This is a genomic window from Rhodococcus artemisiae, from assembly GCF_036327795.1.
Taxonomy (GTDB): Bacteria; Actinomycetota; Actinomycetes; order Mycobacteriales; family Mycobacteriaceae; genus Rhodococcus; species Rhodococcus artemisiae.
In genome coordinates, this window is record NZ_JAUTXY010000011.1 from 153,709 (window position 1) to 168,382 (window position 14,674).

The 14,674-nt window shown below is 66.8% G+C and carries 14 protein-coding genes; 6 read left to right on the forward strand and 8 right to left on the reverse strand.

Annotated elements, in window-relative coordinates; all coding sequences use genetic code 11:
• Positions 1-398: 398 nt before the first annotated feature.
• Complete coding sequence (locus Q7514_RS21955) at positions 399-1,055, reverse strand: CoA transferase subunit B (protein WP_330135372.1); 657 nt, start codon at positions 1,053-1,055, stop codon at positions 399-401.
• A 2-nt stretch (positions 1,056-1,057) separates the two neighbouring features.
• The gene (locus Q7514_RS21960; RefSeq protein ID WP_330135373.1) at positions 1,058-1,819 is read right to left on the reverse strand and encodes a CoA transferase subunit A; all 762 of its coding nucleotides are present in this window, start codon (positions 1,817-1,819) and stop codon (positions 1,058-1,060) included.
• A 198-nt stretch (positions 1,820-2,017) separates the two neighbouring features.
• Here Q7514_RS21960 and Q7514_RS21965 point away from each other — a divergent pair, with 198 nt between their 5' ends.
• Positions 2,018-2,800, forward strand: coding sequence for an IclR family transcriptional regulator (locus Q7514_RS21965; RefSeq protein ID WP_330135374.1), 783 nt, complete (start codon positions 2,018-2,020; stop codon positions 2,798-2,800).
• A gap of 64 nt (positions 2,801-2,864) precedes the next feature.
• On the opposite strand, the gene Q7514_RS21970 is transcribed toward Q7514_RS21965, so the two are convergent.
• The 5 genes from Q7514_RS21970 to Q7514_RS21990 are packed head-to-tail and all read right to left on the reverse strand — an operon-like array spanning position 2,865 to position 8,953.
• The gene (locus Q7514_RS21970; protein ID WP_330135375.1) at positions 2,865-3,686 is read right to left on the reverse strand and encodes an HpcH/HpaI aldolase/citrate lyase family protein; all 822 of its coding nucleotides are present in this window, start codon (positions 3,684-3,686) and stop codon (positions 2,865-2,867) included.
• Positions 3,683-4,165, reverse strand: a complete 483-nt coding sequence (locus Q7514_RS21975) for a MaoC family dehydratase (RefSeq protein WP_330135376.1) — start codon at positions 4,163-4,165, stop codon at positions 3,683-3,685. Before Q7514_RS21975 ends, Q7514_RS21970 begins: the two co-directional genes overlap by 4 nt.
• Positions 4,162-5,349: an acyl-CoA dehydrogenase family protein gene (locus Q7514_RS21980; protein ID WP_330135377.1), complete on the reverse strand. Its 1,188-nt coding sequence runs from the start codon at positions 5,347-5,349 to the stop codon at positions 4,162-4,164. The genes Q7514_RS21975 and Q7514_RS21980 overlap by 4 nt, the downstream gene beginning before the upstream one ends.
• A complete protein-coding gene (locus Q7514_RS21985; protein ID WP_330135378.1) occupies positions 5,346-7,352 on the reverse strand; it encodes an acetyl/propionyl/methylcrotonyl-CoA carboxylase subunit alpha in 2,007 nt (668 codons plus the stop codon). The genes Q7514_RS21980 and Q7514_RS21985 overlap by 4 nt, the downstream gene beginning before the upstream one ends.
• Positions 7,353-7,357: 5 nt before the next feature.
• On the reverse strand, positions 7,358-8,953 hold the full coding sequence (locus Q7514_RS21990) for a carboxyl transferase domain-containing protein (RefSeq protein WP_330135379.1): 1,596 nt from the start codon (positions 8,951-8,953) through the stop codon (positions 7,358-7,360).
• 109 nt (positions 8,954-9,062) lie between these two features.
• Between Q7514_RS21990 and Q7514_RS21995 the strand changes: the two genes are divergently transcribed.
• From Q7514_RS21995 to Q7514_RS22015, 5 genes are all read left to right on the forward strand, one after another.
• Complete coding sequence (locus Q7514_RS21995; RefSeq protein WP_330135380.1) at positions 9,063-9,728, forward strand: SACE_7040 family transcriptional regulator; 666 nt, start codon at positions 9,063-9,065, stop codon at positions 9,726-9,728.
• Positions 9,725-10,498 (forward strand): thioesterase family protein, encoded by a 774-nt coding sequence (locus Q7514_RS22000; RefSeq protein ID WP_330135381.1) that lies wholly within the window; start codon positions 9,725-9,727, stop codon positions 10,496-10,498. The genes Q7514_RS21995 and Q7514_RS22000 overlap by 4 nt, the downstream gene beginning before the upstream one ends.
• A 124-nt stretch (positions 10,499-10,622) precedes the next feature.
• Entirely contained in the window at positions 10,623-11,513 is an 891-nt protein-coding gene (locus Q7514_RS22005) for an AAA family ATPase (protein ID WP_330135382.1), read from the forward strand.
• A 3-nt stretch (positions 11,514-11,516) separates the two neighbouring features.
• Positions 11,517-12,620, forward strand: coding sequence for a vWA domain-containing protein (locus tag Q7514_RS22010; RefSeq protein ID WP_330135383.1), 1,104 nt, complete (start codon positions 11,517-11,519; stop codon positions 12,618-12,620).
• The gene (locus tag Q7514_RS22015; RefSeq protein WP_330135384.1) at positions 12,613-13,767 is read left to right on the forward strand and encodes an XdhC family protein; all 1,155 of its coding nucleotides are present in this window, start codon (positions 12,613-12,615) and stop codon (positions 13,765-13,767) included. The genes Q7514_RS22010 and Q7514_RS22015 overlap by 8 nt, the downstream gene beginning before the upstream one ends.
• Here Q7514_RS22015 and Q7514_RS22020 read toward each other — a convergent pair.
• Positions 13,764-14,576 (reverse strand): mycofactocin-coupled SDR family oxidoreductase, encoded by an 813-nt coding sequence (locus tag Q7514_RS22020; RefSeq protein WP_330135385.1) that lies wholly within the window; start codon positions 14,574-14,576, stop codon positions 13,764-13,766. The two genes, Q7514_RS22015 and Q7514_RS22020, sit on opposite strands and share 4 nt — an antisense overlap.
• Between the last annotated feature and the right edge of the window lie 98 nt (positions 14,577-14,674).

A 14,674-nucleotide genomic window follows, 5' to 3' on the forward strand; every position in this document is an offset into this window, starting at 1 on the left:
GGTCTCGCGCAGGGCGCGAAACGCTTCATACACCGGCACCGTCACGAGCGGCGTCAACGATCGCGAGTACGTGCGCACCACCGCATGGCTGAAGCTGGATGAGCGAACAGATCTGCTCCCCCGGCCGGAACGTTCGAGCATGGCGGAGATCCGGAGCATCGACCCGGATCGCGCGACGGACGATGTGCGCCTGCTCGCAGCCCTGGCCGCGACCTATTCCGAAATCCTCTCCGCCGCCGGCATTCCAGAGGGGTCGCCACGCGAACAGGGCCACGGGCACCCTGCGGTGCCCGTGGCCGTGTTCGTTCGATCCGTCATGCGTCACACCCCTTCGGCAAGTCTCCTACAGAGAAGACGTCGGGGTCACGCCGAATGTGAGGTCGGTGCAAGTATCCGACTCAAGCCAGGGAGGCTCCGGTGGCCGCTCGGACCTGCTCCTCGGTCACACCCGGCGCGCACTCACGCAGAGCCAGACCATCGTCGGTGACATCGATGACAGCAAGATTCGTGACGATCCGCTGCACCACGCCCTCACCCGTGAGCGGAAGCGAGCACTCCTCGACGATCTTCGGGTTGCCCTGCTTGTCGGTGTGCTCCATCAACACGATCACCTTACGAGCACCATGGACCAGATCCATCGCACCGCCCATGCCCTTGACCATTTTGCCGGGTACCATCCAGTTCGCCAGGTCTCCAGTGGCCGATACCTGCATACCGCCGAGCACGGCGGTATCGATATGACCACCACGGATCATCCCGAACGACAGCGCCGAATCGAAGAACGCCGCACCCGGATCGACCGTCACCGTCTCCTTACCGGCATTGATCAGATCCGGATCGACCTCCTCGTCCGTCGGATACCGGCCCGTGCCCAAGATCCCGTTCTCACTGTGCAACGTCACCTGCACACCCTCGGGCAGATAATTCGGGATCAGGGTCGGCAAGCCGATACCGAGATTGACGTACTCACCCGGTGACAGTTCCTGCGCGGCACGCGCAGCCATCTCGATCCGCGACCACCCGACGGTCTCGGCGGTGTCCACACTGGTGCTCATGCTCACGCTCCCTTTCCGGCGCTGACGGTGCGCTTCTCGATCAGCTTGTCCTGGATGCCGGTGTGCACGATCCGATCGACGAACACACCCGGCAGATGCACCTGCCCCGGATCGATCTCACCCGGCTCGACGAGCTCCTCGACCTGCACGATGCACACCGCGCCGGCCATCGCCGCCAGCGGATTGAAATTCATCGCGGCCTTGTTGAACACCAGATTGCCCTCGGTATCCCCCCGCAGCGCATGCACCAACGAATAGTCGGCGCTGATCGACTCCTCGAGCACATACCGCTTACCACGGAACTCGCGGATCTCCTTCGCCGGCGACGCGATCTGCACCGACCCGTCCGCCGCATACCGCCACGGCAACCCACCCTCGGAGATCGGCGTGCCCACACCCGCGGGAGTGAAGAACGCCGGAATCCCGGCACCACCGGCACGGAGCTTCTCGGCCAGGGTGCCCTGCGGCGTCAGCTCCACCTCGAGCTCACCGGAGAGGTACTGGCGTGCGAATTCCTTGTTCTCACCGACGTACGACGCGGTGACCCGGCGGATCCGTTTCTCCCCGAGAAGAATCCCGAGTCCGTGGCCGTCGACACCGCAGTTGTTGGAGAACACCTCGAAATCGGTGGCGTTGCCGGCGGCGATCGCGGCGATCAACTCGTCGGGGATACCGCACAGGCCGAAACCACCGACGGCCAGCAGCGCACCCGACGGAATGTCCGCAACGGCGGCCTCGGGCGTCTCGAATACCTTGGAAGCCAAATCCAATACCTCTCCGGTCCGGGGGCCGCATCGCCACCGGGCAGATGCGTCCGCTGGGTGAACACGTCCTCTTTGCTGTGTACCAATTAATAGTGTGGGTGATCACATTGCAAGGGCCTCACCGGAGAGAATCGCGGATTGGTCGCTGGGCGAACACGCAACCGGAGAGTGTCTACCCAGTGGACGTATGCTGGGTCCGTGACATCGGGCGCTCAGGGACAGTTGGTCGGGAGAGTTGCAGTACTCCTGCGGGCCGTCTCCGCCCACGAACCGGCCGGAGTGTCGACGTCCGACCTCGCACGCGAGACCGATCTTGCCAGGCCGACGGTCCACCGCCTGCTCGCCACGCTCGCCGACGAAGGACTGGTCGACCGGCACCGCGACAACGGGAGATGGACATTGGGCCCGGAGCTGTATCTGCTCGGTTCACTCGCGGCCGCGCGCTACGACATCGCGGAACTCGCAGGGGACGTCCTACGCGACCTCGCCCGGGAAACCGGGGAGAGCGCCTATCTTTCCGCACGTCGTGGTGATGAGACCGTGTGCCTGGCCGTCGAGGAAGGCAGCTTTCCGCTGCGTTCCCATGTACTGCACGTCGGGATCCGGTTCCCGCTGGGCGTGGCGTCGGCCGGGCTGGCGATCCTGTCGCATCTACCCGACCGAGACATCGACGCGTATCTGTCGAGAACCGACCTCTCGACGGAGTGGGGACCCGACCACGCGAGAGATGATATCGACAAGCGCATCGCCGCTACCCGTTTGGCCGGGTACTCGGTCAATCCCGCGCTCATCGTCGAGGGGAGTTGGGGCATGGGCGCGGCAGTGTTCGACCAACGCGACACCCCGACGTGGGCGCTCAGCATCACCGGCGTCGAAAGCCGTTTCCGCGACGACCGCCGCAATGGGCTCGGCAAGTCGCTGCTGAACCAGGCGCACCGGCTCACACAGCTCCTCCGGCGACGCCCCCAATCGAGAAGTTGAGGGGGAGGTTATGTGCGTGATCGGCAGCGTTCTCGCCCATAACCTCCCCCTCGGTACGCGACGATCAGGACGTCGCGCTCGCCTCGGCGCGCCGGAGCAGCCGCTCGGCGTGCTTCAGAATCGGTCCATCGACCATCTTGCCTTCGAAATCGAAGACGCCCCGCTGGGTTTGTGCAGCAGCAAGCACGCGCCGCGCCCAGTCGGCCTCCTCCTCGGTGGGCGCGAACGCACGGCGGATCACCTCGATCTGAGCGGGGTGAATCGCGACCTTGATGTCGAATCCGACAGCCACTGTGTCGAGGGACTCCTCGTACAGCCCGTCGGTGTCCTTGATGTCGAGGTATACCGAGTCCAGCGCCCAGCAGGCATGGCCTTTCGCGGCGAGCAGCGACACCGACCGAGCATGCTGCGCGACGGCCCGGTATGTGCCGTCGGCGCGTCGGCTCGAGTTGCCGCCGAGGCCCGCGACAAGGTCTTCGGCACCCCACATGACACCGATCGTGTTGTCCGCCTTCGCGATCTCCTCGACGGCGAGCACACCCAGCGGTGACTCGATCAGAGCGACAACCTCGAGCAGCGCAAGCGAGCGCACTTCGTCGGCGCTTTCACACTTCGGGAGCATCACGCGGGTGTAGGACGTGCGACGCAGCGCTTCGAGGTCGAGTTCGTGATCGGCGGTGCCCACCGGGTTGACCCGCACGACTGTGCGTTCCGGATCGAGCGGGGTGGCGACGAGGGCGTCGCGTGCCGTCTGCTTGTCGCCGGCCGACACCGCGTCCTCGAGGTCGATGATGACGACGTCGGAGCGGTCGGCGGCCTTGGCGTAGCGTTCGGGCCGGTCTGCCGGGACAAAAAGCCATGCGGGTCCGGGCAATTCCCAAGTCATGATGTCGGCCTCTTCTGTACGAGTGTTTTGCGGACCGCGACGCCGACGACGTCGCCGTGCTGGTTGCGACCCGTGTGCTCGAGGGTGACGATACCTTCGCCGGGGCGACTCTTCGACTCGCGCTTGTCGAGGATCTTCGTCTCGACGTAGAGGGTATCGCCGTGGAAGAGCGGCTTCGGGAACGACACTTCGGAGAATCCGAGGTTCGCGACGATCGTGCCCTGCGTGAGCTGTGCGACGGACAGTCCGATCATCGTGGACAGGGTGAACATCGAATTCACCAGTCGCTCACCGAAACTCGTCCCGGCCGCGTACGCGGCATCGAGGTGCAGAGCCTGCGTGTTCATCGTCTGCGTCGTGAACAGCGTGTTGTCGGCCTCGGTGATGGTACGACCCGGCCGGTGCTCGTAGATCGCGCCGAGCTCGTATTCTTCGAACCACAGACCACGCTGAGTAATTCGCTTTTCGGTCTCGCTCACAGTCCCAGCCCCCGCGCGATGAGCATGAGTTGCACCTCGGTGGTGCCCTCACCGATTTCGAGGATCTTGCTGTCGCGGTAGTGCCGCGCGACAGCGTATTCGTTCATGAACCCGTAGCCGCCGTGGATCTGCGTGGCATCGCGCGCGTTGTCCATGGCCGCCTCGGAGGCAACGAGCTTCGCGATCGACGCCTGCTTCTTGAACGGCTTCCCGGCGAGCATGGCCGCCGCGGCGTCGTAGTATGCGGTGCGAGCGGTATGGGCACGCGCTTCCATCCGCGCGATCTTGAATGCGATGGCCTGGTTGTTGCCGATCGCGGTGCCGAACGCTTCGCGCTCCTTGGCGTACTTGATCGATTCGTCGACGCAGCCCTGCGCGGCACCGACCGACAATGCCGCGATCGCGATGCGACCCTCGTCGAGGATACGCAGGAAATTCGCGTATCCGCGACCACGCTGCCCGAGGAGGTTCGCTTCGGGGACGCGCACATCGGCGAATGTCAGCGGGTGGGTGTCGGAGGCATTCCAGCCGACCTTGTTGTAGGCGGGTTCAGCGGTGAATCCGGGCGTATCGGCGGGCACGAGGATCGTCGAGATCTCCTTCTTCCCGTTCGCGTCGGCCCCGGTAACCGCGGTGACCGTGACGAGAGAGGTGATGTCGGTGCCCGAGTTGGTGATGAACTGCTTGTTGCCGTTGATCACCCAGTGCCCGTCCTCGAGCTTCGCGGTGGTCTTGGTACCGCCTGCATCGCTACCTGCGCCGGGCTCGGTCAGGCCGAACGCCGCGAGGTTGCGGCCACTCGTGAGCTGCGGCAGCCATTCCTGCTTCTGCTCCTCGGTGCCGAAGCGGTAGACCGGCATCGCGCCGAGCGACACGCCCGCCTCGAGGGTGATGGCGACCGACTGATCGACCTTGCCGAGTTCCTCGAGGGCGAGGCAGAGGGCGAAATAGTCGCCGCCCATTCCGCCGTACTCCTCGGGGAAGGGAAGACCGAACAGGCCCATCTCCGCCATTCCCTGCACCACTTCATACGGGAACGAATGCTCGGCGTCGTGCTTGGCCGCGACCGGCGCGACGACGGTGCGCGCGAAGTCGGCGACGGACTTCTTCAGCTGTTCGTATTCGTCGGGGAGCTGGCCGGTGGCCAAGTAGCTCGGGGACCCGTAGTTGGGCGACTCGGTCATGCCTGGTCTTCTTTCGTGTCGGCGTGCGGAGTGATGCGTGCGAGCAGTTGATCGACCTTGACCTGTTCGCCTGCGGCAGCGAACAGTTCGACGACGCCGTCGATCGGGGCGGTGAGCGCGTGTTCCATCTTCATGGCTTCGACGATCGCGATCGTCCGGCCCGCGGTGACCTCGGCGCCTGCCTCTACGGAGACGGCGATGACGGCACCCGGCATCGGGCTCGTGATATCGGCGTCGCCGGCGTGATCGTCGCCGCCGCGCACGCTGGCCTCGCGGACCTCACGGACCGCGACGGCACCGTGTCCGTCGGCGAGCCAGATCGCGTCGTCGACCTCCGCGACCCGGAACACGTGACGGCGACCGTTGAGCACGACAGCAAGAACCGAGCCGTCGAGAAATGCGGACAGCGAGTATTCGCTGCCGTCCTCAACATTCGCGGTGCCTGCAGACGGGGTTCCGGTGAGTCGCACGTGCGCGGTGCGGTCGCCGGACGCGAGCCGGTAGCTGGTCGGCACGTGCGGGCCCACTCGCCATCCGTCGGGAACGTCCCACGGGTCGGAGGTGTCGTCGGGCCAGTGCTGCAACCAGCGGAGCACGGCCGCGGCGACCAGCGCGGCATCGGAGGTCTCGGGTGCGGTGTAGTCACCGAGACGCCGATCGAGCAGACCGGTGTCCAGTGCGCCGGCCACCACCTCGGGATCGGCCAGCAGGAACCGCGCGAAGTCGATATTGGTCACCACACCGAGCACCGCGGTGTCGGCGAGCGCACGGTCGAGGCGCCGCAGTGCTCCGGCACGATCGTCGGCGTGCGCGATGACCTTGGCGAGCATCGGGTCGTAGTCGCTGCCGACGACCGTGCCCGGCTGCAGGCCGGAGTCGACGCGGATCCCGGTGCCGCTCGCTTCGATCACGTCGGCGACGGTGCCTCCGGTGGGCAGGAACCCGCGACCGGGATCCTCGGCGTACACGCGGGCTTCGATGGCGTGACCGGTGAGGGTGACGTCGTCCTGGGTGAATCCGAGTGGCTCCCCGGCGGCGACACGCACCTGCCACTCGACGAGGTCGAGGCCGGTGACCATCTCGGTGACGGGATGCTCGACCTGCAGGCGGGTGTTCATCTCCATGAAGAAGAACTCGTCGGGGGCGTCGGCCGAGACGATGAACTCGACGGTGCCGGCGCCGGTGTAGTCGACGCTGCGCGCCGTGTTGCAGGCCGCTTCACCGATGCGACCACGGGTGGCCTCGTCGAGCAACGGTGACGGCGCTTCCTCGATGACCTTCTGGTGGCGACGCTGCAGACTGCATTCGCGTTCGCCGAGATGGACGACATTACCGTGGGTGTCGGCGAGGATCTGTACCTCGATGTGGCGCGGTCTCAGTACGAATCGCTCGAGGAACAGCGTGTCGTCACCGAACGACGACCCGGCCTCGCGACGCGCGGAGACCAGGGCGTCGGGAAGATCGGCGGGATCGTGCACCAGCCGCATACCCTTGCCGCCACCTCCGGCCGACGGCTTGACCAGCACCGGGTAGCCGACTTCAGCGGCACCGGCGATCAGCTCGTCGTCGGTCAGGCCCGGTCGCGAGATACCCGGGACGACGGGGACATCGAACTCCGAGACCGCGGCCTTCGCGGTGATCTTGTCGCCCATGGTCTCGATCGCGTGGGCGGACGGGCCGAGGAACGCGATGCCCGCCGTGGTGCACGCGGCGGCGAATTCCGAGTTTTCCGACAGGAATCCGTAACCCGGGTGGATGGCCTGCGCGCCGGTTTCGACCGCCGCGGCGATGACCTTGTCGATCACCAGGTAGCTCTCGCGTGCCGCGGCGGGGCCGAGGAGTACGGCGGTATCGGCTTCCCGGACGTGCCGGGCGTCGCGGTCGGCCTCACTGAACACTGCGACGGAGCGGATGCCCATCGCTTTGAGGGTGCGGATGACGCGGACGGCGATCTCTCCGCGGTTGGCTACCAGTACTGTATCGATGCGTTTCGTGTCACTCATCTCGCTCACATCCGGAAGACGCCGTAGGAGACCGGCTCGAGCGGTGCGTTGGCGCACGTCGACAGTGCCAGTCCGAGAACTTTTCTGGTGTCGGCGGGGTCGATGATGCCGTCGTCCCACAACCGCGCGGTGGAGTAGTAGGGGTTGCCCTGGTCTTCGTACTGTTCACGGATCGGCGCCTTGAACGCTTCCTCGTCCTCGGCCGACCACGGCTTGCCCGATGCGTCGAGCTGATCCGAACGCACGGTCGCGAGGACCGATGCGGCCTGCTCGCCGCCCATCACCGAGATGCGGGCATTGGGCCACATCCACAGGAAGCGAGGCGAATACGCGCGCCCGCACATCGAGTAGTTGCCGGCGCCGTACGAGCCGCCGACGACGACGGTGAGCTTCGGGACGCGCGCGCAGGCAACGGCGGTGACCATCTTCGCGCCGTGCTTGGCGATGCCGGCGGCCTCGTAGTCGCGGCCGACCATGAACCCGGAGATGTTCTGCAGGAACAGCAGCGGAACTGAACGTTTGTCGCACAGTTCGATGAAATGCGCTCCCTTGAGCGCGGATTCACCGAACAGCACACCGTTGTTGGCGATGACACCGACGGGATGGCCGTGGATGCGCGCGAACCCGGTGACCAGAGTCTTGCCGTATTCGGCCTTGAACTCGTGGAACGAGGAGCCGTCGACCACCCGAGAGATGACCTCGCGCACGTCGTACGGGGTGCGCGAATCGGTGGGGACGACGTCGTAGAGCTCGGCCGGGTCGGCGTCGGGTTCGACGGTCGGGGCGACGTCCCACGGGCGCGGGGTGCGCGGCCCGAGGGTCGAGACGATGTTGCGCACGATGCGCAGGGCGTCGCGGTCGTCTTCGGCGAGGTGGTCGGTGACGCCGGAGACCTTCGAATGCAGGTCGCCGCCACCGAGCTCTTCGGCGGTGACGACCTCTCCGGTCGCGGCCTTCACCAGCGGCGGACCGCCGAGGAAGATGGTGCCCTGGTTGCGGACGATCACGGCCTCGTCGCTCATCGCGGGCACGTAGGCGCCGCCGGCGGTGCACGAGCCGAGGACCGCCGCGATCTGCGGGATCCCCTGCGCGCTCATCGTCGCCTGGTTGTAGAAGATGCGGCCGAAATGCTCGCGATCGGGGAAGACCTCGTCCTGCCGGGGCAGGAAAGCGCCTCCGGAGTCGACGAGGTAGATGCACGGCAGGTTGTTCTGCAGCGCGACTTCCTGCGCGCGCAGATGCTTCTTGACGGTGATCGGGTAGTAGGTTCCGCCCTTGACCGTGGCGTCGTTCGCGACGATCACGCACTCGCGACCGGCGACGCGGCCGATACCGGTGATGACGCCGGCGCCGGGGCACTCGTCGTCGTACATGCCGTTCGCGGCGAGCGGGGACAGTTCGAGGAACGGGCTTCCGGTGTCGAGAAGCTCGTCGACGCGGTCGCGGGGGAGCAGCTTGCCCCGCGACACGTGGCGTTCGCGGGATTTCTCGCTGCCCCCGAGGGCTGCCGCAGCAAGCTTCTCCCGGAGTTCTCCGACCAATTGTTCGTGCTGGTCACGGCTGGTTTTCGAGAGAGCGTGAGCGGTTGTCACGGTCACCATCCTCGGTAGATTGACCTAATCACCATTAACTGAAAAACTAGGTTAGTTACCATTAACCGAGTTGTCCATACCCAATGTTGCCCACAACCAGACGAGTGGAGTGCCGGCCATGAACGAGGCTGTCGAAGTGGAGGCTGCGCAGCAGGCTGCGGCGGAGTCCGTCACGCTCACACCACGGTCGCAGGCCAAGGCCGAGCGCAGGCGGCAACTGCTCGTCGCCGCGGCGCGCCTGATCGCCGAACGCGGCTTCACCGGCGTGCGCCTCGAGGACCTCGGTGCGGCCGTCGGCATCAGCGGACCCGCCGTCTACCGGCACTTCCCCAACAAGGACGCGCTGCTGGTCGAGATACTCGTCGACATCAGCCGACGCCTGTTCGCCGGCGGCACCGCGGTCGAGGAGAGCAACTCCGACCCCCACGAGACACTCGAGGGCCTCGTCGACTTCCATCTCGACTTCGCGCTGGGAGAACAGGACCTCATCCGCGTCCAGGACCGCGAACTGCACTCACTCACCGACGAGGGACGACGCCAGGTCCGCACCCTGCAGCGCCGCTACGTCGAGATCTGGGTGGGCGTGCTGTGCCGCATCGATCCGGCACTCGCCGAATCCGACGCCCGCACCATGGCGCACGCGACCTTCGGGCTCATCAACTCCACACCACACAGCGCCGATCCTCGCTCACCGCACAGCACCCGCACCGTACTGCGACGGATGGCGCTCGCAGCACTCGACTCCACACGTGTGGAAAAAGTAGGACAAGGAGATCGGTCATGAGCTACTTCGAACGCACCGGAGGGCACTCCTTCCGCGCAACCGAGCACGTGGGTGGCGCATGGAACACCGCAGAACAGCACATCGCACCCGCATTCGGGCTGCTCGCGCACGTCGTCGAATGCGACCGAAATGCGCGGCGCGACGACGGCCTGGTGATCGGTCGCCTGTCCTACGACATCCTCGGGGTCCTGCCGATCGGCGACATGGATGTCGAGGTGACGGTGCTGCGTCCCGGTCGCACCATCGAACTCGTCGAGGCCGTGCTCAGCCACGGCGGGCGCGCCGCCGTGCGACTGCGGGCGTGGCTCATGACTCCTGGCGCCACCGACACACTCGAAGGCACAGCGCTACCCCGGATCGCCGCGCCGGACGAGATGAAGCCCTGGGACGCCGCCGAGGTGTGGCCGGGCGGATTCATCGAATCAGCGGAGATTCGGCGCGATCAGGTCGAGCCGGGACGAGCCTCGTTCTGGGTACGTTCCCCGATTCCGCTGCTCACCGACGAGAAGGTCAGCGACCTCGCGCATGCCGTCCGACTCTTCGACATCTCCAACGGCATGACCGTGCGCGCCGACCCGAAGGCCGTCGCCTTCCCCAACCTCGATCTCACCGCGCACCTGTTCAGGCAGCCAAACGGCGACTGGGTCGGCTTCGACACCACCGTGTCGTTCGGAGCCGACGGTATCGGCCTGACCAGCAGCGTCCTGCACGACACCTACGGCCCGATCGGCACGATGTCGCAGATCCTCACGGTGCGTCCCAGCACCTGACGACGGCGTACGCGCGATCCGCGGACAAACTCACCGGGTCGACCGCGTGCATCTGCCTGCCGTGTTCGCGGTTGTCAGGTGCAGTCGCGGATACAACACCTGGCGCACGGCCTAAGCTCGGCGCATGGCAGCGGCAGTGCACGTGCGATCCCCGCAAGACCTGGCCCGATCCCTCGAGTCGACCGGCTACCTCGCCGACGACGGCGTTGCGATGTCGGCGTTCCTCGCGCTCCGCATGGGCAGGCCTCTGTTCTGTGAAGGGGAGCCCGGCACAGGGAAGACCTCGCTCGCCGTCGCGCTCGCCGAGGCCCTGAACCTGCCGTTGATCAGGCTGCAGTGCCACGAGGGCATCGATGCGTCGCAAGCACTGTACGACTGGGATTTTCCCCGGCAGCTACTGCACCTGCGCACCCTCGAAGCAGCAAGCGAGGGCAGTTTCGACGCCGATACCGCCGAGCGCTCTCTCTACACCGAGCGATTCCTGCTCACCCGCCCGCTGCTGCAGGCCCTCACCGACGCCCCGTGCGTGCTGCTCGTCGACGAAATCGACCGCGCCGACGACGAGTTCGAGGCGTTCCTGCTGCAGGTCCTCGATGAGAACTCCGTGACCATCCCCGAACTCGGGGAGATCCGGGCGAGTGTTCCGCCCCTCGTCGTACTCACCTCCAACCGCACCCGCGATGTGCACGATGCACTCAAACGACGCTGCCTCTACCACTGGGTCGAACATCCCGACCTCGAACGCGAGATCGCGATCCTGCGCCGCCGGCTCCCCGGAATCGATGCCGCGCTTGCGGAACAGATCGCCCGCGCCGTCCATGCCCTCCGCGACGCGGATCTGCTCAAACCTCCGGGGGTCGCCGAATCCCTCGACTGGGCGCGGGCCCTGATCGAACTCGACCGCGACGTGCTCGACACCGCGACCGCCGCCGCGACGCTCGGCGCAGTCCTGAAATATCGCGAGGACCTCGAACGGGTCGCGCGCGCGGGTCTCGACCGACTCCTGGCAGGCTGACCCGTGGGCGGCGGTGCGCTCGTCGGTGTCGCAGGGTTCGCGCGAGCCCTCGAAGAGGCCGGGTTCCCGGTCGCGCTCGACTCCACCCACGGCTACGTCCGTGCCCTCCGCGAAGTGGACGCGAGCGACCCCACGCAGGTGTACTGGGCGGGACGGGCAACCCTCTGCCGCGACCCCGACGAGATTCCCCGCTACGACCTCGCGTTCGAAGCGTGGTTCGGAGGCGACCTCCCTGTCGTCACCCGCACCACCGGGCAGCAACAGCGCACCGCGACGGTCGCCGCGCTCACTTCGCCGACCGGATCCGACACCGGAGGCGACGATTCGCCGCGACTCCAGGTCGCGGCCGACGACACCGAGATCCTGCGGCACCGCGACATCGCCGAACTCACCCCCGCCGAACGCGCTCACCTCGACGAGATGCTCACGCTGCTGAAACCCCGCCCACCGCGACGACCCGCAGCACGACTGCGACCGTCACGACGCGGCACCGTCGACCCGAGGCGCACCCTGCGGGCCATGCTCGCCGCGGGCGGCGAAACAGTCCGGCCCGCCCGGCACCGCCGCACGACCCGTCCACGTCGAGTGGTTCTGCTCATCGATGTCTCCGGATCCATGAGCCCCTACGCCGACGCACTCCTGCGCTTCGCGCACGTCGTCACCCGCAGCAACCCGTCGGGCACCGAGGTGTTCTCCCTCGGCACACGCATGACCCGCCTCTCGCGCGCACTTCGCGCCCGCGATCCGGAACGCGCACTGGCCGCGGCATCGCACACCGTCCCCGACTGGGCCGGCGGCACGCGTCTCGGCGACACGTTGCGTGCGTTCCTCGACCGCTGGGGCCGACGGGGTATCGCACGCGGTGCCGTCGTCGTCATCTTCTCCGACGGCTGGGAACGCGGCGACACCTCTTTGCTGGCCGAACAGATGGCTCAACTGCGCCGACTCGCCCACGCCGTACTCTGGGTCAACCCCCATGCGGGCGCCGACGGTTACGAACCCATCCAGTCCGGGATCTCGGCCGCACTCCCGCACCTCGACCGACTGCTCGCCGGGCACAGCCTGGCGACGTTGGAGGAACTGCTGAAGGAGGTCCACCGTGCGTGATGTTCTCGACGAACTCGAGCGCCGGTACCGTGCCGGAGAAACCGTCGCACTGGGCACCGTGGTCTCGACGTTCCGGTCCGCGCCACGCGAAGCGGGCGCCTCGATGCTCGTCGCCGGCGACGGCAGCGTCACGGGCAGCGTGTCCGGCGGGTGCGTCGAGGGTGCAGTCTACGAACTGGGTCAAGAGGTCATCGGCGACGGCAACGCAGTTCTGCAGCGGTACGGGGTCTCCGACGACGACGCATTCGCGGTCGGCCTGACCTGCGGCGGCATCATCGACGTCTTCGTCGAACGCATCGACCCCGCAGAGTTCACCGCGCTCGGCGACGTCATCGACTCGATCCACACGGGCGAACCTGTCGCGGTTGCCACCGTCACCGAACATCCCGATCCCGCCGTGGTCGGGCGACGCATGGTGGTGTGGCCCGACCGGGCCGCCGGTGAGCTTCCCTCCACCCGCATGACGGACGCGATCACCGACGACGCGCGCGGCCTGCTCGACGTGGGCCGTTCCGGGACCCTGCACTACGGACCCGACGGTCAGCGACGCGGCGAAGGTATGTCGGTGTTCGTCAACGCGTTCCAGCCACGACCGCGCCTCCTGGTATTCGGCGCAATCGATTTCGCGGCCGCGATGGCCACGCTCGGGTCGTTCCTCGGCTACCGGGTGACAGTGTGCGACGCGCGCGGCGTGTTCGCGACCCCCGCGCGTTTTCCCGCGGCCGACGAAGTGGTCGTCGACTGGCCACACCGCTATCTTGCGGCCGAACACGAGGCCGGCCGGGTCGACCAGCGCACAGTGATCGCGGTGCTCACCCACGACCCCAAGTTCGACGTGCCGCTGCTCGAGGTGGCGTTGCGGATGGACGTCGCCTACGTGGGGGCGATGGGCTCGCGCCGCACGCACGACGACAGGCTTGCCCGGCTGCGCGAGATCGGTATGACCGAGGACGAGCTCGCCGAGCTGAGCTCGCCGATCGGCCTCGATCTCGGTGCCCGCACCCCCGAGGAGACCGCCGTGTCGATCGGTGCCGAGATCATTGCGCTGCGGTGGGGCGGACGCGGGCAACGCCTGGCGGACCGGCAGGGACCGATCCACACGCACGAAGAACTGTCGCACCCTACCGGTGAGAAGTACTGGGCCTAGAAGTATTGGGCGCCGCCGTCGATCGCCAGACTCTGGGCGGTGACGAACGCCGATTCGTCGGAGGCGAGGAACGCGACCATGTTCGCGATCTCGTCGGCCTCCGCCATGTACTTGTTCAGGAACGGCATGGTCATGCCGCCCAGGCGCGGATTGGACTCCGCGGTCTGTGCGATGCGCTCACGCATGCTCCCCGAACCCATCGGGGTGTTCACGGCACCGGGATGAATGCTGTTGACACGGATGTCGTGCTGCCCGAGTTCCGCCGCGAATGCGCGGGCCATGCCCACGAGCGCATGCTTGCTGGTGGTGTAGTGCACCATGAACGGCTGCAGCTTCACACCGGCGAGTGAGCTGGTGATGACGATCGACCCGCCACCGCGGGTGATGAGGTGCGGCGCGGTCGCGGTGACCGTGTTCCACACGCCGGTGACGTTGATGTCGAGGGTGTCGCGAAAGCTCGTGGGGGTGACCTCGTCCCAGGTCTGCGGAATGCAGATACCGGCGTTGGCGACTACCACGTCGAGGCCGCCGAAGTGCGCGACCCCTTCGTCGACCACCTTCGTCATGCCCTCCAGGTCGCGGACGTCGCACTGTGCCAGGTGCGCTTTCGCGCCTTCCGCCTCGACGAGCCGCTTCGTTTCCTCGAGGTCGCCCGGGGTCGCCGAATCGTAGGGGACGCCGGGCAGGGGACCGGCGAGATCGATGCCGATGATCTGGGCGCCTTCACTCGCGAGCCGCACGGCGTGCGCACGGCCCTGACCACGGGCAACTCCGGTGATGAATGCGATCTTGTTGTCGAGCCGGGCCATGTGCGTTCCTCTCGCCGTCGGAGGCTTCGGCAGACGGTGCGGATGTGGCCGAAGGATTTCCGTCAATCACCTCCTTTCTACGCGTGAGATGCAGGAAG